The following is a 17,054-nucleotide window of genomic DNA, read 5'->3' on the forward strand; positions in this document are numbered from 1 at the left end:
AGGGGGCGTTGCCGCGCCTACAGCCTCAGCCGCCAGGTCTCGGACACCTCGGGTTTGCCGAAGTCGTCGTGGACCCAGGTCTTCTCCAGTTCGAAGCCTGTGGCCGCGTAGATCGCCCGGGCCGCGGTCAGCACCTCGTGGGTCCACAGCACGATCTCGCGGTAGCCCTTCTCGCGGGCGAAGCCGATGCACTCGTCCACCAGCCTGCGGCCCAGCTTCTCGCCGCGGGCGGCGGCTTCGACCATCAGCAGGCGCAGGCGCGCCACGCCGGGCTCGGCGTCCTTCACGATGAACACCGACCCCACGCGCTCGCCGCCCCGCTCGGCGATCCAGCAGCGCTCCATCTCGGGGTCGAAGTTGTCGAGGAAGTCGGCGCAGATCCGCGCCGTCACCGCCTCGATCTTCGGCGCCCAGCCGTAGGTTACGCCGTAGAACACGCCATGCCGCTCGGTGACCCAGCCCATGTCGCCGGTCTGGTGCGCGCGGAGCACGATCGGCGGCTTGTCGGTCCTTGGCTGCATCAGGCTCTGGGCGGTGTCGAGCGCGCCCGCCAGCCGCGCCTTGTCGGGCGCCGAAAGCCCGCCGATCAGCTCATGCACGCGCTCGATGGTCTTGGCGTTCAGGTCGGCGAAGTAGGCCTGGCCGCGCGGGGTCAGGCGTAGCGTCACGCTGCGCCCGTCGCTGTTGGAGCGCCGCCGCTCCAGCATCCCATCGCGCTCCAGCTTCGACATCATGCGGCTCAGGTAGCCGGCATCGAGGTCCAGGGCCGCCGCAATGGCGCTGGGCGTGACCATCTCGCCGTGGCTGATCTCATACATCACCCGGTTCTCGGCCAGGGTGTAGGGCCCGCCCAGGTAGCCGCGCTCCAGCACGCCGATGGCGCGCGTGTAGAAGCGGTTGAATCGGCGGACGGCGGCGACGGTGTCGGGGGCTTCGCTCATGGTTCCAATGCACGGCAATTGATTGACTCAGTCAAGTAATTCTTCGGCCTGGCAGGTAGGCTGGTGTTAAGCGGCTTGCGGCAGACTTGAGCCGTGATCGAGGATCAGGACGAGTCCGCGCCCAAGAAGCCGCACCGCCGCGCCGGCGACGCGGACGTGCTGGCGCTCGCCGAAAGCCTGCTGCTCACCATCCAGAACACCTTCGACCGCGGCGACCTCGAGGTCTTCAAGACGGTGGTCGAGAGCTATCCCGACGTGGGCCGCGACGGCGCGGGCGACGTGGTGGCCAGCCTCATCGGCCTGCTGGACGATTTCCTGGACCAGGAGACCTGCGACCGCATGGCCATCGCGGTGCACATGCGCGCCTGGCGCTTCATGGTCAGCCGCAAGCCCGACAAGGCCGAGCGGACGCGCATCCTCAAAGGCCTGAGCGATGTGCGCGACGTCTACGCGACGGCCGGCGCCGCCTGACCCGTTGACGCCCGTGCGCCGGGGCCCACATCGTGGGGTCAAGCCCGGAGGAAGCCCCGTGTCGTCATCGTACTGGCTCGTGAAGTCCGAGCCGTCCACCTACAGCTACGCCGACCTGGAGCGCGACGGGAAGACCGTGTGGGATGGCGTGCGCAACTTCACGGCCCGCGGCCACCTCAACGAGATGAAGGTGGGCGACCCGGTGTTCTTCTACCACTCGCAGGACGGCAAGGCGGTGGTGGCTATCGCGGAGGTCTCCAGGGAGGCCTTCCCCGACGCCAGCGACGAGACCGGCCGCTTCGTGGCGGTCGAGCTGAAGCCGAAGCGGTCCTTGAAGACGCCTGTGACGCTGGAGGCGATGAAGGCTAACCCGGCGCTCGCCGAGCTGAAGATGATCCGTCAGGGCCGGCTCTCCGTCTCGCCAGTCACGCCCGAAGAGTGGCTGACGATCCTGATGATGGCCGGCGAATAGCGCGACGCCGCAGCATCCCGCCGGCCAACCCGAAGCCCGCAATCAGCAGCGCCCAGGTCCCTGGCTCGGGCACGGCCGTGGGGGCCGCCGCGATCGTGAGCGTGTCGAAGCGCAGCGCCAGATCGGCCGTGCGTATCGGGCCCAGCACATAGGCCAGCGGCGTCCCGCTGGTGTCCTGGATCGACAGCGCCAGATGCCCGGTGGCCGTGTCGCCGATCCCACGCGTCCACGTGACCGGCTCACCGAAGGGACGCAGCAGGAAGAGGTCGCTGGCGGTGATGATATTGAAGTCCAGCGCCCCCGCCACGTTCCGGAAGTCGCCGGTCATCGAGGGCCGCTGCCGGCTCTCGGTCGCGAGCCCGTAGATCTGGTCGGGACCCGAGAAGGCCTTTGCGAAGGTGCTGTCGAGGTTGCCGAAGTCGTAGGCGAAGCCGCCCATGCTGAAGTTGGCTGTCATGGGGCTCTGGTCGCCCGAGCCATAGACTTGGTCGCCGCCCGGAAACGAGTCGATGGCCCCCCGACTGTCATCGATCGTCAGCGTCAGCGTGAACGCGCGCTCCGACACCACGCCCGTCGTCGCGCCGGTCGAGAGATCGACGCCCAGCTGGAGCGTTCCGAACGGCGCAGGCGCCGTGAGGTGTCCGTTGTCCGAGCCCGACGCGACACCGGTGAGGACGACGGTGGTGACGGCCGCCGCCGCCGGCGCGGCGCTGAAGACGACCGCTGCGGCCGCCAGGATGGAGGTGATGCGCACGTTGGAACCCTCAGGACTTTAGGTCCCGAGCCTATCGCTGCGCGGGCTTCCCGCCGTTGCGCCAGCGTCTCAAAATCGGCCGGCCGGCTTACACGTGCGTCTCAATCAGCTCGGGAAGATCGTCATCTGGGTCTGGATCACCAGGGCCAGCAGCTTGCCGTCGGCGCCGGTGATGCGGGTCTGCCAGACCGACGAGCGGCGGCCCACGTGCAGCGGCGTGGCCTCGCCCTCGAGGGTCGAGCCCGCCGGGGCGCCGCCCAGGAAGTTCGTCTTGCTCTCCAGGGTCGTCGTGCGCGCGCCGTCGGCCAGGTTCATCACCGCGCCGGTCGCGCCCAAGGCATCGGCGAAGGCCATGTAGGCGCCGCCGTGACAGATGCCGCCCGCGGTGCAGAGGTTCTCGCGCACGACCATGCGGCCGCGCACGCGGTCCTTCGTCCGCTCCAGAACCTCGACGCCCATCAGGTCGGAAAACGGCATGCCGGTGGTCATGGATGGATGCTCCTCGCTTTTGGGTCGGTTTAGGCGCCGCACCCACGCATGGCCATGACCCGCGAGGTCATGGACTTGATGCATCCTCCCCTCCGCGAGACGTTCGAGAGCCAATCTGAAGCCGTCTTGAGGATCGTTCGGTTGCACTGCGGGACCGCAGGGCGTAACGGGACGCTCCCCAAGTTTTAGGAGACGACCGATGGGTTATCGGGTCGCCGTCGTGGGCGCCACGGGCAACGTGGGCCGCGAGATGCTGAACATCCTCGAGGAAGTGAACTTCCCCGTCGACAAGATCCACGCGATCGCGTCGCGCCGTTCCATCGGCGTCGAGGTCTCGTTCGGCGAGAAGATCATCAAGTGCGAGGACGTGGAGCAGTTCGACTTCTCCACCGTCGATCTCGTGCTGATGAGCGTGTCGGGCAGCTTCTCCAAGGAATGGTCGCCCAGGATCGGCGCGGCCGGCCCCATCGTCATCGACAACTCGTCGGCCTGGCGGATGGACCCCGACGTGCCGCTGGTGGTGCCGGAAGTGAACCCCGACGACGTCGAGTGGGCCAACAAGAAGAACATCATCGCCAACCCGAATTGCTCGACCGCCCAGCTGGTGGTGGCGCTGAAGCCGCTGCACGATCTTGCCAAGATCAAGCGCGTGGTGGTGTCGACCTACCAGTCGGTGTCGGGCGCCGGCAAAGAGGGCATGGACGAGCTGTGGGACCAGACCAAGGGCATCTTCGTCCTGGGCGCCCCGCCGCCCAAGAAGTTCCCCAAGCAGATCGCCTTCAACGTCATCCCCTTCATCGGGTCGTTCAACGAGGACGGCTACACCGACGAAGAAGCCAAGATGTGGAACGAGACCCACAAGATGATCGACCCGGCGATCAAGCTGACGGTCACCTGCGTGCGTGTGCCCGTGATGGTCGGTCACTCCGAGTCGGTGAACATCGAGTTCCACAACCCCATCGACGAGGACGAGGCCCGCGACCTCCTGCGCGAGAGCCCCGGCATCAACGTGATCGATAAGCGCGACTCCACCGGATACATCACGCCGAAGGAGGCCCAGGGCGAGTTCCCGGTCTTCGTCAGCCGCATCCGCAAGGACCCGACGGTGGACCACGGTCTGAACCTCTGGGTGGTGGCCGACAACCTGCGCAAGGGCGCGGCCCTCAACGCCGTCCAGATCGCCGAGCTGCTCCACGCCCGTGGCCTGATCAAGCAAAAGGCGCTCGCCTAGGATGTCTCCGGTGTCGGCGCCCGGCGGAGACAACCGCCTGGCGCTCGGCGCGGGCCTCTCCTGTTATCTCATCTGGGGCTTCGTCCCCCTGATCTTCCAGGCCATCGGCGCGCTGGGCGTCGGGCCGTGGGAGATCCTGGCCCATCGCATCGTCTGGAGCATCCCGACGGCGGCGCTGTTCGTCTGGCTGGCCCGCCAGGGCCCGCAGGCGATGGCGGTGCTGCGCCAGCCCAGGACCCTGGCCTGGCTGTTCCTCTCGTCGTTGCTGATCGCCACGAACTGGGTGGTCTTCATCTGGGCCGTGACGTCGGGACGGCTGCTGGAGAGCAGCCTCGGCTACTACATCAACCCGCTGGTCAGCATGGCCGCCGGCGCGCTGCTCTTCCGCGAGCGGATCGACCGGATCGGCATGGCCGCCATCGCGCTGGCCCTGGTCGGCGTGACCGTCCAGGCCATTGCCCTCGGGCATCTGCCCTGGGTGTCGCTGGTGCTGGCGTTCAGCTTCGGCGGTTATGGCGTGGTGCGCAAACAGGTCGCGGCCGACGCTCAGACCGGCTTCCTGGTCGAGACCCTCCTCGTGGGCCTGGTCGCCGTCGGCTACATCGCCTGGCAGGCGGGCCAGCCGGGCGCGAGCCACTTCTCCGACCCGGTCACCGCCGCCTGGCTGATCGCCTGCGGCCCGATCACGGCGATCCCGCTGGTGCTGTTCTCATGGGCCGCGCGGCGCGTGCCGCTGTCGGTGATGGGCTTCATGCAGTTCCTCTCGCCCACCATCAGCTTCGTCATCGGCCTGTCGCAGGGCGAGGCCTTTACGCCGCTACGGGCGCTGTCGTTCGCCTTCATCTGGGGCGGGGCGGCTGTGTTCCTGTATGGCGCGTGGCGTAGGTCGCGCTCGGTCATCGTGGCGCAGAAGATCGAGGCCGCGGCCGAATAGCCCGCCCTTCCCACTGCTCGGGAAAGGCAGGGCGCGGAGAGGGGGCCATGCGCAAACGCATAGCGATCAGGCGAAATCGCTGATCTATGCAGTGTTCAGATGTTGCTACACAGACGTTGTCCACACGGACGGCCCCGCTCCCCCGGGGCTCCCCACCAGAACCTGAAGGACCACGCTCATGACCCTCTCGCAGATCGAACGCCAAGCCGACCGCCTCGCCCCCGTCGCCCTGCTGATCATCGGCCTGTTCACGGCCTTCGCCACCGCCGGCCTCGGCATCTGATCCCGTCCGACCTCGAGCTTCGGACAAGGGCCCTTCGGGGCCCTTTTTCGTTTTCCCTCCCCGCCGGGGAGGGAGATGCGCAAACGCATAGCCGTCAGGCGAAATCGCTGATCTATGCAGTGTTCAGATAGTGTTAGAACCAACTTGTCCAAACGGACACCCCGCTCCCCCGGGGGCCACCAAGACCAAGGACCAAGACCATGACCTTCGCCCGCTTCGAAGCTTCCTTCGACCGTTTCGCCCCGATGTTCCTGATGGCGCTGGGCCTGTTCGCCGCCGTCTCGACCGCCGGTCTCGGCATCTGAACTCACGTCCGACCCAGACCATTCGGACGAGGGCCCTTCGGGGCCCTTTTTCGTGGGCGCTACAGCGCGGCGTAGGCCGCTTCGATCAGGCGACGGGGCCGCGCGTCGCCCATCAGCGCCACGCCCTGCCTGTTCATCACGTAAGCCCCGCCCAGCCGCCGCTCGGGATCGGCGAAGGCGCACGATCCGCCCCATCCCGAATGACCGAAGCTCTGCGTCCCCGGCCCCCAGGGAAAGTTGATCTCGTTGCGCATGAACCCCGCGGCCCAGCTCATCACATAGGGCAGCACCAGGTCCTGGCCGCGGATGCGCTCGCGGCTGGCTTCGGCGATCAGGGCCGGCGACAGGATCTCGCCGCCGTCCAGCCAGCCGTCGTTGGCCAGCGCGCCCATCAGCTTGGCGAACGCCTCGGCCGTGGCGTAGCCGTTGGTGGACGGCACCTCCATGCGTCGGTAGTCCGCCCCGGCCTTGCCCGCCGCCGACGACCAGGGCGCGAGGAAGGCCGCCCGCGTGGCATCGTTGATCTCGCCGAAATCGGGCAGCGCGCTGGGCCGCACCAGCTCGGCCACGCGATGTTCGTGCTCGGCGGGCAACCCCACCCAGAGATCGAGGCCGAACGGGTCGCCGATGTCCTCCCGAAACGCCGTGCCGATGGTGCGTCCGTCGACACGGCGGAAGATCTCGCCCGCGATATAGCCCACTGTGACCGGGTGATACCCACTGGCGCTGCCTGGCGGCCACATCGGCGCCATGGCGGCCAGCCGCGCGCAGATCGCGTCCCAGTCGACCCAGAGGCCCGGGTCCATCGGCTCAGGGAAGCCCGGCAGGCCCGCCTGGTGCGAGATCGCCTGCTCGATGGTCACCGCGCCCTTCCCGGCCTGGCCGAACTCGGGCCAGACGCTGGCGACAGTCTGGCCGTAGTCCAGCCGCCCGGCGTCCACCAGCCGCGCGATCATCAGGGCCGACACCGACTTGGTGGTCGAGAACACCGGGACCAGCGTGTCCTCGCCGAACGGCGCCTCCCGCTTGCGATCGGCCCAGCCGCCCATCAGGTCCAGCACCACCTCGCCATCTTCGACCAGCGTGAAGCGCGCGCCCAGCTCCTCACCGGCTTCGAAGGCGCGGGCGAAGACGTCCTTGACGCCCGCGAACCGGGCGGGCGCGAAACCTGTGATGTCGACCATGAACCTGGACCGTGGTGGCTTCTGCAAAGCCGACACCGGCGTTGCCTTCGGCCATATACCGCTCCACGGCCGAAGCGACAGCCGCCGACGCGCGGCTCCGTCAGAGGATCTGGGTCCGGACCTCGACGTCGGGGTTCGCCAGCCGGTCGGCGATGGCGATGATGGGCAGTTCGGTGGTGCGCCAGGCGCGGGCCGCCTCGACGGCCATGCGGGCGGCGCGCGCAGCCCGGTGGGCGGCGTCCCGGGGCGCGAGACCCTCGACGAGGCCGGCGCCGAAGCTGGCCGTCACCAGATCGCCGGTGCCGCTGGGCGCGCTCTCCTGGCGCGGGTGAGCGAACAGCACCGCTTCGTCGCCGTCGACATACAGCAGGCCGATCTCGCCAGGCCCGACCGGGGCCGAGGTGATGAGCGCCGGCCGGCCCAGCGCGCGCGCGGCGTCCCTCGCCTGGGCGAGCGTCTCGACGGGCTTGTCGGTCAGGAAACCCAGCTCCCACAGGTTGGGCGTGATCCAGTCGGCCAGCGGCACGAGGCGCTTCTCGACCTGTTCGGCCACTTCGTATTTCACGTAGAGGCCCTTGGGCGCGTCGCCCAGGATCGGGTCGACGATCACGAGGGGCCGTCGGTGGCCGCCATTCCCGCCTGTCCGCTCGGCGTCGCGGACCCGCTCGATGACCCCGGCGGCGATCTCCACCTGTTCGGGATCCGAGAAGTGCCCGGTGATGATCAGGTCGACCATGCCGAACAGCGCGTCGGCTTCGATGTCGCCCAGCATCCGCCGGAAGACGTCGGGCGGGGTGATCTCGCCCTTGCCGCCCCGGGCGGGCGTCCGGCCGAACATCACGGTGGGCGCCAGCACCGGATCGATCTTGTGCGCCGCCAGCACATACTGCTGCGCCGCCCCGCCGATCCGCGAGGCCGCGACGAACGATGAGAGGATCAGGGCGAGCGGCACAGCTTTCGCCCCTAACGCAGATAGCATGGCCTCGCCAGAGGATTTCTACTGGGGATGGTAAACCGCACTACCAGCAGTGGCATCTCAAACAGCAAAAAGGGCGGGCCTTGCGGCGCCGCCCTTCGTTGTTCCGGCGACCGTTCGCCTAGAGCCTGTCCGGTTCAGATGGAATCATCGGAACCGGATGAACAGGCTCGACCTCTTTGATTTAGAGCGCGTTTCGGGGGCGAAACCGGCGTCCACTTTCGCCCAACGCGCTCTAGTAGCGATAGTGCTCGGGCTTGAACGGACCCTGCTGGGTCACCCCGATGTAGTCGGCCTGTTCCTTGGAGAGAGTCGTCAGCTTGGCGCCCAGCTTCTCGAGGTGGAGCATCGCCACCTTCTCGTCGAGGTGCTTGGGCAGCGTGTAGACCTTCTTCTCGTACTTCGCGCCGTTCACCCACAGCTCCATCTGGGCCAGGGTCTGGTTGGTGAAGGACGCGCTCATCACGAACGACGGGTGGCCCGTGGCGTTGCCCAGGTTCACCAGACGGCCTTCCGACAGCACGATGATCTTCTTGCCGTCCGGGAATTCCACGTGGTGGACCTGCGGCTTGATCTCGTCCCACTTGAAGTTTCGCAGGCCGGCGATCTGAATTTCCGAGTCGAAGTGGCCGATGTTGCAGACGATGGCGTTGTTCTTCATCGCCCGCATGTGGTCGACGGTGAGAACGTCCTTGTTGCCGGTGGCCGTGCAGAAGATGTCGCCCTTGTCGGCGGCATAATCCATCGTCACGACCTCATAGCCTTCCATCGCCGCTTGCAGGGCGCAGATCGGGTCGATTTCCGTGACCATGACGCGCGCGCCGCCGTTACGGAGCGAGGCGGCCGAGCCCTTGCCCACGTCGCCGTAGCCCAGGACCACCGCGACCTTGCCGGCCAGCATCACGTCGGTGCCGCGGCGGATGGCGTCCACCAGGCTTTCGCGGCAGCCGTACAGGTTGTCGAACTTCGACTTGGTGACGCTATCGTTGACGTTGATGGCGGTGAACGGCAGCTCGCCGCGCTCGTGCATCTGGTACAGGCGGTGCACGCCCGTGGTGGTCTCTTCCGACACGCCCTTACAGGCGTCGCGGATCGCCGAATAGAAGCCGGGCTTTTCCTTCAGGTAGCGCTTCATCACCGCGTAGAGCGCTTCTTCTTCCTCGTTCTGCGGGTTGTTCAGGACCGACGGGTCCTTCTCGGCCTTGGGGCCCAGCACGCAGAGCAGGGTCGCGTCGCCGCCGTCGTCCAGGATCAGGTTCGGATAGCCGCCGTCGTGCCACTCGAAGATCTTGTGGGCGTATTCCCAGTACTCGACCAGCGTCTCGCCCTTGATGGCGAACACCGGCGTGCCCTTGGCCGCGATGGCGGCGGCGGCGTGGTCCTGGGTCGAGAAGATGTTGCACGACGCCCAGCGGACCTCGGCGCCCAGCGCCTGCAGGGTCTCGATGAGCACGGCGGTCTGGATCGTCATGTGGAGCGAGCCGGCGATGCGGGCGCCCTTCAGCGGCTGAGCCTTCCCGAACTCGGCGCGCGTCGCCATCAGGCCCGGCATCTCGGTTTCGGCGATCTCGATCTCTTTGCGGCCCCAGTCGGCCAGCGAGAGGTCTTTCACGACATAGTCGGTCATTTCATTTCCTGCGATCGGCGGAATTCGTTGGCGGCCCTATAGCCGGAGGCGGCCTCTGTAGCAACCAACACATAAAGAAATCCTTATGCGACTGCTCACACAGCGGTGTTGACGTGAGGGAAAGATGGATTGCCCGCCGCAAGGTGACCGTCGTATCCGGGCCGCCTTCCTCCCCCGCAGGTCCCGGAGCCCGCATGAACGCCCCTGCCCATATCGCCCTGTCGGCCAGTCCTCGCCATGACTGGACGCTGGAAGAGGTCGAGGCGCTGTTCGAGCTGCCGTTCACCGAGCTGGTGTTTCGCGCCGCCGAGGTCCACCGGCGGTGGTTCGACCCCACCGAACTGCAGCTTTCGCAGCTGTTGTCAGTGAAGACCGGCGGCTGCCCCGAGAACTGCGGCTACTGCAGCCAGTCGCAGCACTTCAAGACCGCCACCAAGGCCTCGAAACTGATGGACGCCGACTCCGTGATCGCCCAGGCGGCCGAGGCCAAGGCGGGCGGCGCGCAGCGCTTCTGCATGGGCGCGGCGTGGCGGGACCTGAAGGATCGTGACGTGCCGAAGGTCGCCGCCATGATCTCGGGCGTGAAGGCCCTGGGGCTCGAGACCTGTGCGACGCTGGGCATGCTGACGCCCGAGCAGGCCAGGGCGCTGAAGGCGGCGGGCCTCGACTACTACAACCACAACCTCGACACCGGCCCGGACTATTACGACCAGGTCGTGACGACGCGGACGTACCAGGACCGCCTCGACACCCTGGCGGCCGTCCGCGACGCCGGCATGTCGACCTGTTGCGGCGGCATCGTCGGCATGGGCGAGACCCGCCGTGACCGCGCCGGGCTCCTCCACCAGCTGGCGATCCTGCCCGAGCACCCGCAGAGCCTGCCGATCAACGACCTGATGCCGATCCCCGGCACGCCCCTGGGCAAGTCCAACCCTGTCGACCCGCTGGAGTTCGTCCGGATGATCGCCGTGGCGCGCCTGGTTTGCCCCAAGTCGATGGTCCGCATCGCCGCTGGCCGTGAGCATATGACCAAGGAACTGCAGGCGCTCTGCTTCCTGGCCGGCGCGAATTCGATCTTCATCGGCGCCCGCCTTCTCACGACCGACAACCCGGGCCGCAACGCCGACGACGCGCTGCTGGCCGACCTCAAGATGAAGCCGATGGCTGCCCTCGCCTGATGGGGAGGATCGACACTTCCTCAACGCGATCGGCTTCTCTCCATCGCTTTGAAGAGCTGCTGACAAAAGCTGGCGAGGCCGTGCGCTAGACCGTTCGTTGTCGGACGGCGACTAGCTCCGCCGTCCTTCGGGCCCTATCTGGTTGGCCCCAAGGGAGAGCGCGTGGAATCGATCATATCCATTCAGGGCCTGGCGAAGACCTACGCCGGCGGTTTCCAGGCCCTGAAGGGCGTCGACCTCGAGATCCGGAAGGGCGAGATCTTCGCCTTGCTGGGGCCGAACGGCGCCGGCAAGACCACGTTGATCGGCATCGTCTGCGGCCTGGTCCGGATGACCGGCGGGCGCGTGATCGCCGACGGACACGACATCCAGAAGGACTACCGCGCCGCGCGGATGAAGATCGGTCTGGTCCCGCAGGAGATCTCCACCGACGCCTTCGAAAAGGTCTGGGACACGGTCAAGTTCAGCCGCGGCCTGTTCGGCAGGGCTCCGAACGACGCGCACCTGGAGAAGGTGCTGAAGGACCTTAGCCTCTGGGACAAGAGGGGCGAGAAGATCATGGCGCTCTCGGGCGGCATGAAGCGCCGGGTGATGATCGCCAAGGCGCTGAGCCACGAGCCCAGCATCCTGTTCCTCGACGAGCCCACCGCCGGCGTCGATGTCGAGCTGCGGCGCGACATGTGGGACATGGTCCGGGGCCTGCGCGAGCAGGGCGTCACCATCATCCTGACCACCCACTACATCGAGGAGGCCGAGGAGATGGCCGACCGGATCGGAGTGATCTCGAACGGCGAGCTGATCCTGGTCGAGGACAAGGATGTGCTCATGCGCAAGCTGGGCAAGAAGCAGCTGACTCTCCAGCTGCAGGAGCCGCTGACGGCGATCCCCGCGGGCCTGGAAGCCTATCCGCTCGAACTGGCCGCCGAGGGCGCCGAGCTCGTCTACACCTTCGACGCCCAGGCCGAGACCACGGGCATCGCCGAGCTGATGAAGCGCCTCGCCGAGCGCGGCGTCGACTTCAAGGATCTCCATACCCAGGAGAGCTCGCTGGAAGACATCTTCGTCAGCCTGGTGAGGGCCCGCGCATGAACCTGCACGCCGTCCGCGCCATCTACCTCTTCGAGATGCATCGCTGGGTCCGGACCATCGTCCAGAGCGTGGCCGCCCCGGTGATCACCACATCGCTCTATTTCATCGTCTTCGGCGCCGCGATCGGCAGCCGGATGCCCGAGATCAACGGGGTCAGCTACGGCGCCTTCATCGTGCCGGGCCTCCTGATGCTGTCGATCCTGACCGAGAGCATCTCCAACGGCTCGTTCGGCATCTACATGCCGAAGTTCGCAGGCACCATCTACGAGGTGCTGTCGGCGCCGATCTCCGCGGGCGAGGTGGTGCTGGGCTATGTGGGCGCGGCGGCCAGCAAGTCGTTCGTCCTCGGCCTGGTGATCCTGGCCACGGCGCGGATCTTCGTGCCCTACGAAATCAACCACCCCTTCGTGATGCTGGCCTTCCTCGTGCTGACCTCGGTCACCTTCAGCCTGTTCGGCTTCCTCACCGGCATCTGGGCCGACGGCTGGGAAAAACTGTCGATCATCCCCACCCTGGTGATCACGCCGCTGACGTTCTTAGGGGGCAGCTTCTACTCGATCGACATGCTGCCCGGCGTCTGGAAGACGATCGCCCTCTTCAATCCGGTGGTCTACCTGGTCTCAGGGTTCCGCTGGAGCTTCTACGGCGTCTCGGACGTGAGCGTGGGCGTCAGCCTGGCTGCGACGCTGGGCTTCCTGGCGGTGTGCCTCGCCGCCGTGACCTGGATCTTCCGGACCGGCTGGCGGCTGAAGACGTAGGCGCTGAGGGTTTTCCCTCCCCACCGGGGAGGGACAGCTCGCCGAAGGCGAGCAGGGTGGGGAAGCGGCGATCCTCCACCCCCTTGACGATGAGAACATACTAAGAACAATAGGCGAGTATGCTGCCCGAGATCGCACGAGCGCGCCGCTATCGCCAGACCATGAGCGAGCCGGAAGTCATGCTATGGAGCCGGCTTAAGCGGCTACGCGAGCTCGGCTTTCATTTCCGGCGGCAGGCGCCTTTCCGGGGATATTATCTCGACTTTTTATGCTTCTCGCGACGGCTCGTCATCGAAGTCGATGGGTGGCAGCACGGCGACGATCGCCAAGCCGAGCATGACGCGGTGCGAGACGGGATACTCCAGCGCCACGGGCTGCGGGTGCTGCGTTTCTGGGCGAGCGATGTGCGCCGCGACCTTGATGGCGTGATGGATCAGATCGTAGGAACGCTTGAGGCGACGCCCAAGGTGGAGGGCGTGGCCAACTTCAGGCGCCGGATCTGGTCGTGACTTCCCCACCCTGACCGCTTCGCGGTCTGTCCCTCCCCGGTGGGGAGGGAAATGGGTCCGCTGGTAAGCGACCCTACTCGTCTTCCTCGAAGCGGGCCTTGACCAGTTCCACCAGCGCCTGAACCGCCTCTTCCGCCTGATCGCCCTCGGCCTCGATGTCGATGCAGCAGCCCGGGGACGCCGCCAGCATCATCAGGCCCATGATCGAGCGGGCGTCGACGGTGTGGCCGTCCTTGGAAACGCGGACCTCGGCGTCGAAGGTCGCGGCGAGCTTCACGAACTTGGCCGACGCCCGCGCATGCAGGCCGCGCTTGTTGATGATCTCGACGGTTTGGTTCGCTTCGCTCAGCTACTTCTCTCCGGCCAGGACGTAGGAGGCCACGGAGATGTACTTTCGCCCGGCTTCCTGCGCCGCCGCAACCGCCTCTTCCAGGCTGAAGCGCGTGCGCACGCTGGCCAGCTTGATCAGCATGGGCAGGTTCAGGCCCGCGATCACCTCGGCCTTGGTCTGTTCCATGACCGAGATCGCGAGGTTGGACGGGGTGCCGCCGAACATGTCGGTGAGCAGGACGACGCCCGAGCCGGTCTCGACGCGGCCACACGCGGCCAGAATATCCTGGCGGCGCCGCTCCATGTCGTCTTCCGGGCCAATGCAGATCGCTTCGACCGCAGCCTGCGGTCCCACGACGTGCTCCATCGCGTAGACGAACTCTTGCGCCAGCCGGCCGTGCGTGACGATCACGAGGCCGATCATGCCTGACAATCCAAGGGGTATCCCCACCCGCGAACACACGCCTGATCAGGGGCGCGAGCGAAGCTAGATACGCCTCTTGTGCGCCGCGTCAAAGGACTCCATCGCGCGGCTTAGTTTCGCAGGCGCTGAGGCCTCGAACGGATCTACCGACAGTAGTGGAACGTCCACCCCAAGGACCGCCTCGGTTGCGGGGTCGGGCATCCGTTCGGGCGTCCCCAGCCGGACCAGCACCGTGATCTCGCAGAACGCCACGACGGCCACCGGCGCTACGCCCACGCCCCGCACCTCGAGCAGGCCGCGCAGCCCGTCCGGGGCTCGTCCGTACAGGCGGCCCGCGTCGACCCAGACCTGCACACGGTCGTCGGCCACGAGGCGGAAGCCATGGTTCAGCGCCCGCAGCGCCAGGTCGCTCTTGCCCGCGCCGGACGGGCCCTCGATCAGCACGCCGCGCCACAGACCTTCCACGCGCCGCGCGATCAGGCCCGCGTGCCGGATCACGGCAGCGCCGGCAGCGTCAGCGTGAACATGGCGCCCAGCACCTTGCCCTCGGCGCCCGTGCGGTTCTCGGCCCGCAGCGTGCCGTCGTGGGCGGCGGCGATCTGCCGGGCGATCGACAGGCCCAGGCCCGAGTTGCCGCCGAACGCCGCGCCCTTGGGCCGAGAGGTGTAGAAGCGCTCGAAAACCGTCTCCAGGTTCTCGGGCGGGATGCCGGGGCCGTCGTCGGATACGGTCACGATGGCCTCGCCCTTCATCCGCACCAGGCCCACGGTCACCGTTCCCCCCGGCGGGCTGAACGAGCGGGCGTTGTCGATCAGGTTGCGCACGATCTGGCTCAGAGGCCCTTCACGTCCCAGTACGCGCGTCGCCTCGACCCCCTGGTGCGGCGCGAAGACCACCTGCACGTCGCCGGCCCGCGCCGTGGCCTGGTAGAGGCTGACGATGTCGCCGATCAGCCGGCCCAGGTCGACCGGCTTGGGCTGGTCGCGCGACAGTTCGGCGTCCAGGCGCGAGGCGTTCGAGATGTCGGTGACCAGCCGGTCCAGCCGCTGTACGTCGTTCTTCAGCACGTTCATCAGCCGCTCGCGCGCCGCCGGGTCGCTGACGATATCCAGGGTTTCGACCGCCGAACGCAGCGACGTGAGGGGATTGCGGATCTCGTGCGCCACATCGGCGGCGAAAGCCTCGATGGCGTCCATGCGCTCGCTGAGTGCGTGGGTCATGTCCTCGAGGCTGCGGGTCAGGTCGCCCACCTCGTCGTCGCGCTTGGCGAGGTCGGGCAGCGAGATGGCCCGCGCCCGGGCCTGGCGCACGCGGTCGGCGGCGCGCGCCAGCCGCAGGACCGGTTGAGCCACGAGGCTGTTGAGCAGCAACGACGACGCCACCGTCACCAGCACCGCGATCAGGATGAAGGGAATCAGCGCCCGGCGCTCCTGGCCGATGATCGCATCGACGTCGCTGGCCTCCAGCGTCACCACGCCCAGCACCGCGCGCACATGCTGGATCGGGATCGAGACCGAAACGACGCGCTTGCCGCGGTCGCCGCGGCGCATGCCGGACTGGGGTTTTCCCTGCAGTGCGGCTTTCACCTCGCTCTGGAGCGCCGCCTGGACCTCGTGACGCGTGGGCGGCGCGGCACGGGGCATCAGCTGGAAACCGCGACCGTCGTCGGCGCGGTCGCGGGCGGGCGGCAGGTCGCGCTGCTCGACCTCGTCGGCCATCCACTCGCTGTCGGCGACCAGCCGGCCCTCGGCGTCGAACAGGCGCGCGCGCTGGGCCCGCGGGTTGGAAAGGGTCTGCAGCAGCTCGGTCGCCAGCGCCGCGTCCATCTGCGGCGTGGGCTCGCCCACGGTGGCGGCCTGGTTGAGGATCGAGGCGATCAGTTCGCCCTGTGTCGACAGGCTGTCGATGCGGGCGTTGACCAGCCCCTGTCGCACCTCGTTCAGGACCAGCGCGCCCACGACCAGGATGGCCAGGCCCAACAGGTTGAGCGCCAGGATCAGCCGTCCCAGCCGCGACCCGGGCAGGCCGCGATAGCGGCGACGGGCCGCGCGCTTCTCCAGCGCGACCCGCCCCGAGCTTGGCCGATCTGGGCTCAGCCCGTCCGACGCCTGCGGATCAGGATTCGCGGTATCGGTAGCCGACGCCATAGAGGGTTTCGATCGCGTCGAACTCAGGGTCCACCTCGCGGAACTTCTTCCGCATGCGCTTGATGTGGCTGTCGATGGTGCGGTCATCGACATAGACCTGATCGTCGTAGGCCGCGTCCATCAGGTTGTCGCGGCTCTTCACGAACCCGGGGCGCTGGGCCAGCGACTGCAGGAGCAAGAACTCGGTGACGGTCAGCTTGACCGGCTTGCCTTCCCACAGGCTCTCGTGACGGGCCGGGTCCAGGGTCAGCTTGCCACGCTTCAGCGCGCGGGCCGCGACATCGGCCGCCGCCAGGGATGGCCCGGCCACGTCGTCGGTCTCGCCCCGGCCGGACCGGCGCAGCACCGCCTTCACCCGCTCGATCAGCAGGCGCTGACTGAAGGGCTTGTGCATGTAGTCGTCGGCGCCGAGGTTGAAGCCGAGGATCTCGTCGATCTCTTCGTCCTTCGACGTCAGGATGATCACGGGAATGTCCGAGGTGCGGCGCAGGCGTCGCAGCACTTCCATACCGTCCATGCGCGGCATCTTCACGTCCAGGATCGCCACGTCCGGCGGGTCGTTTTCCAACGCCGCCAGGCCCGAGGCGCCGTCGTAGTAGGCCTTGACGGTGTGGCCGTGGCTCTCGAGGGCCAGGCTGACCGACGTGACGATGTTTTCGTCATCGTCGACGAGGGTGATCTTCGCCATCTGCAGTCGGGTGCTCCTTAGACCGTTACGCGCGAGGGTATTGAGCCTTCACCGTGGCCTCAATGGGGCCACGGCGCCGGCCTGACAAAGTCAACGTACCCTTAAACTTATTCATCGAACGTCGCTCTCTCTCGCGGGGGTGGGACTATGGACGGCTACCGGATTCACTTCGAAGTCTACATTCGCAAGATGCCGGGCGGCCCGTGGGTGCTCGATCTTGCGACCGAGAATCGCGCCGCCGCCATCCAGCACGCTGAGGAACTG

General features: G+C 67.3%; 19 protein-coding genes. 8 read left to right on the top strand and 11 right to left on the bottom strand.

The window, feature by feature from the left end:
- Positions 1-17: 17 nt before the first annotated feature.
- Positions 18-941: a GNAT family N-acetyltransferase gene (locus tag EPN98_RS20740; protein ID WP_293364837.1), complete on the bottom strand. Its 924-nt coding sequence runs from the start codon at positions 939-941 to the stop codon at positions 18-20.
- A 93-nt stretch (positions 942-1,034) separates the two neighbouring features.
- On the opposite strand from EPN98_RS20740, the gene EPN98_RS20745 reads away from it, so the two are divergent.
- Both EPN98_RS20745 and EPN98_RS20750 read left to right on the top strand, forming a co-directional pair.
- Positions 1,035-1,412 carry a hypothetical protein gene (locus tag EPN98_RS20745; protein WP_293364838.1) on the top strand — a complete coding sequence of 126 codons (378 nt, stop codon included), beginning with the start codon at positions 1,035-1,037 and terminating at the stop codon, positions 1,410-1,412.
- Between the two features lie 58 nt (positions 1,413-1,470).
- A complete protein-coding gene (locus EPN98_RS20750) occupies positions 1,471-1,884 on the top strand; it encodes an EVE domain-containing protein (protein ID WP_293364839.1) in 414 nt (137 codons plus the stop codon).
- Here EPN98_RS20750 and EPN98_RS20755 read toward each other — a convergent pair.
- Together EPN98_RS20755 and EPN98_RS20760 are read right to left on the bottom strand one after the other, a co-directional pair.
- Complete coding sequence (locus EPN98_RS20755) at positions 1,838-2,638, bottom strand: PEPxxWA-CTERM sorting domain-containing protein (RefSeq protein ID WP_293364840.1); 801 nt, start codon at positions 2,636-2,638, stop codon at positions 1,838-1,840. The genes EPN98_RS20750 and EPN98_RS20755 overlap by 47 nt on opposite strands.
- A gap of 105 nt (positions 2,639-2,743) precedes the next feature.
- Positions 2,744-3,127, bottom strand: coding sequence for a PaaI family thioesterase (locus EPN98_RS20760; protein ID WP_293364841.1), 384 nt, complete (start codon positions 3,125-3,127; stop codon positions 2,744-2,746).
- Between the two features lie 199 nt (positions 3,128-3,326).
- On the opposite strand from EPN98_RS20760, the gene EPN98_RS20765 reads away from it, so the two are divergent.
- On the top strand, positions 3,327-4,358 hold the full coding sequence (locus EPN98_RS20765) for an aspartate-semialdehyde dehydrogenase (RefSeq protein WP_293364842.1): 1,032 nt from the start codon (positions 3,327-3,329) through the stop codon (positions 4,356-4,358).
- Position 4,359: 1 nt separating this feature from the next.
- Complete coding sequence (gene rarD / locus EPN98_RS20770) at positions 4,360-5,292, top strand: EamA family transporter RarD (RefSeq protein WP_293364843.1); 933 nt, start codon at positions 4,360-4,362, stop codon at positions 5,290-5,292.
- 647 nt (positions 5,293-5,939) lie between these two features.
- Here rarD and EPN98_RS20775 read toward each other — a convergent pair.
- The 3 genes from EPN98_RS20775 to ahcY all read right to left on the bottom strand — a co-directional run bounded on the left by EPN98_RS20775 (position 5,940) and on the right by ahcY (position 9,667).
- Positions 5,940-7,064: a serine hydrolase domain-containing protein gene (locus EPN98_RS20775; protein WP_293364844.1), complete on the bottom strand. Its 1,125-nt coding sequence runs from the start codon at positions 7,062-7,064 to the stop codon at positions 5,940-5,942.
- A 100-nt stretch (positions 7,065-7,164) separates the two neighbouring features.
- Positions 7,165-8,016, bottom strand: coding sequence for a PfkB family carbohydrate kinase (locus EPN98_RS20780; protein WP_293364845.1), 852 nt, complete (start codon positions 8,014-8,016; stop codon positions 7,165-7,167).
- Positions 8,017-8,275: 259 nt separating this feature from the next.
- On the bottom strand, positions 8,276-9,667 hold the full coding sequence (ahcY, locus tag EPN98_RS20785; RefSeq protein ID WP_293364846.1) for an adenosylhomocysteinase: 1,392 nt from the start codon (positions 9,665-9,667) through the stop codon (positions 8,276-8,278).
- A gap of 194 nt (positions 9,668-9,861) precedes the next feature.
- Here ahcY and bioB point away from each other — a divergent pair, with 194 nt between their 5' ends.
- The 4 genes from bioB (at position 9,862) to EPN98_RS20805 (ending at position 13,201) form a co-directional block, all read left to right on the top strand.
- On the top strand, positions 9,862-10,845 hold the full coding sequence (gene bioB, locus EPN98_RS20790; RefSeq protein ID WP_293364847.1) for a biotin synthase BioB: 984 nt from the start codon (positions 9,862-9,864) through the stop codon (positions 10,843-10,845).
- Between the two features lie 138 nt (positions 10,846-10,983).
- The gene (locus tag EPN98_RS20795) at positions 10,984-11,934 is read left to right on the top strand and encodes an ABC transporter ATP-binding protein (RefSeq protein ID WP_293364855.1); all 951 of its coding nucleotides are present in this window, start codon (positions 10,984-10,986) and stop codon (positions 11,932-11,934) included.
- Positions 11,931-12,692 (top strand): ABC transporter permease, encoded by a 762-nt coding sequence (locus EPN98_RS20800; RefSeq protein WP_293364848.1) that lies wholly within the window; start codon positions 11,931-11,933, stop codon positions 12,690-12,692. The genes EPN98_RS20795 and EPN98_RS20800 overlap by 4 nt, the downstream gene beginning before the upstream one ends.
- 119 nt (positions 12,693-12,811) lie before the next feature.
- Positions 12,812-13,201 (top strand): endonuclease domain-containing protein, encoded by a 390-nt coding sequence (locus tag EPN98_RS20805; RefSeq protein ID WP_293364849.1) that lies wholly within the window; start codon positions 12,812-12,814, stop codon positions 13,199-13,201.
- A 73-nt stretch (positions 13,202-13,274) separates the two neighbouring features.
- On the opposite strand, the gene EPN98_RS20810 is transcribed toward EPN98_RS20805, so the two are convergent.
- From EPN98_RS20810 to EPN98_RS20830, 5 genes are all read right to left on the bottom strand, one after another.
- On the bottom strand, positions 13,275-13,550 hold the full coding sequence (locus EPN98_RS20810; protein ID WP_293364856.1) for an HPr family phosphocarrier protein: 276 nt from the start codon (positions 13,548-13,550) through the stop codon (positions 13,275-13,277).
- A complete protein-coding gene (locus EPN98_RS20815; RefSeq protein WP_293364850.1) occupies positions 13,551-13,955 on the bottom strand; it encodes a PTS sugar transporter subunit IIA in 405 nt (134 codons plus the stop codon). It lies immediately after the preceding gene.
- Positions 13,956-14,018: 63 nt separating this feature from the next.
- Positions 14,019-14,453: an HPr kinase/phosphorylase gene (locus EPN98_RS20820; protein WP_293364851.1), complete on the bottom strand. Its 435-nt coding sequence runs from the start codon at positions 14,451-14,453 to the stop codon at positions 14,019-14,021.
- Positions 14,450-16,102 carry a stimulus-sensing domain-containing protein gene (locus EPN98_RS20825; protein ID WP_293364852.1) on the bottom strand — a complete coding sequence of 551 codons (1,653 nt, stop codon included), beginning with the start codon at positions 16,100-16,102 and terminating at the stop codon, positions 14,450-14,452. The genes EPN98_RS20820 and EPN98_RS20825 overlap by 4 nt, the downstream gene beginning before the upstream one ends.
- Complete coding sequence (locus tag EPN98_RS20830; protein ID WP_293364853.1) at positions 16,071-16,790, bottom strand: response regulator transcription factor; 720 nt, start codon at positions 16,788-16,790, stop codon at positions 16,071-16,073. The genes EPN98_RS20825 and EPN98_RS20830 overlap by 32 nt, the downstream gene beginning before the upstream one ends.
- Between the last annotated feature and the right edge of the window lie 264 nt (positions 16,791-17,054).

It is taken from the genome of Phenylobacterium sp. (assembly GCF_004299445.1).
GTDB lineage: Bacteria > Pseudomonadota > Alphaproteobacteria > Caulobacterales > Caulobacteraceae > Phenylobacterium.

Coding starts and splice junctions, on each gene's coding strand:
- EPN98_RS20740 (WP_293364837.1), bottom strand. CDS start 941: ATGAGCGAAGCCCCCGACACCGTCGCCGCCGTCCGCCGATTCAACCGC.
- EPN98_RS20760 (WP_293364841.1), bottom strand. CDS start 3,127: ATGACCACCGGCATGCCGTTTTCCGACCTGATGGGCGTCGAGGTTCTG.
- EPN98_RS20765 (WP_293364842.1), top strand. CDS start 3,327: ATGGGTTATCGGGTCGCCGTCGTGGGCGCCACGGGCAACGTGGGCCGC.
- rarD (WP_293364843.1), top strand. CDS start 4,360: ATGTCTCCGGTGTCGGCGCCCGGCGGAGACAACCGCCTGGCGCTCGGC.
- EPN98_RS20775 (WP_293364844.1), bottom strand. CDS start 7,064: ATGGTCGACATCACAGGTTTCGCGCCCGCCCGGTTCGCGGGCGTCAAG.
- ahcY (WP_293364846.1), bottom strand. CDS start 9,667: ATGACCGACTATGTCGTGAAAGACCTCTCGCTGGCCGACTGGGGCCGC.
- bioB (WP_293364847.1), top strand. CDS start 9,862: ATGAACGCCCCTGCCCATATCGCCCTGTCGGCCAGTCCTCGCCATGAC.
- EPN98_RS20800 (WP_293364848.1), top strand. CDS start 11,931: ATGAACCTGCACGCCGTCCGCGCCATCTACCTCTTCGAGATGCATCGC.
- EPN98_RS20805 (WP_293364849.1), top strand. CDS start 12,812: ATGCTGCCCGAGATCGCACGAGCGCGCCGCTATCGCCAGACCATGAGC.
- EPN98_RS20815 (WP_293364850.1), bottom strand. CDS start 13,955: ATGATCGGCCTCGTGATCGTCACGCACGGCCGGCTGGCGCAAGAGTTC.
- EPN98_RS20825 (WP_293364852.1), bottom strand. CDS start 16,102: ATGGCGTCGGCTACCGATACCGCGAATCCTGATCCGCAGGCGTCGGAC.
- EPN98_RS20830 (WP_293364853.1), bottom strand. CDS start 16,790: ATGGCGAAGATCACCCTCGTCGACGATGACGAAAACATCGTCACGTCG.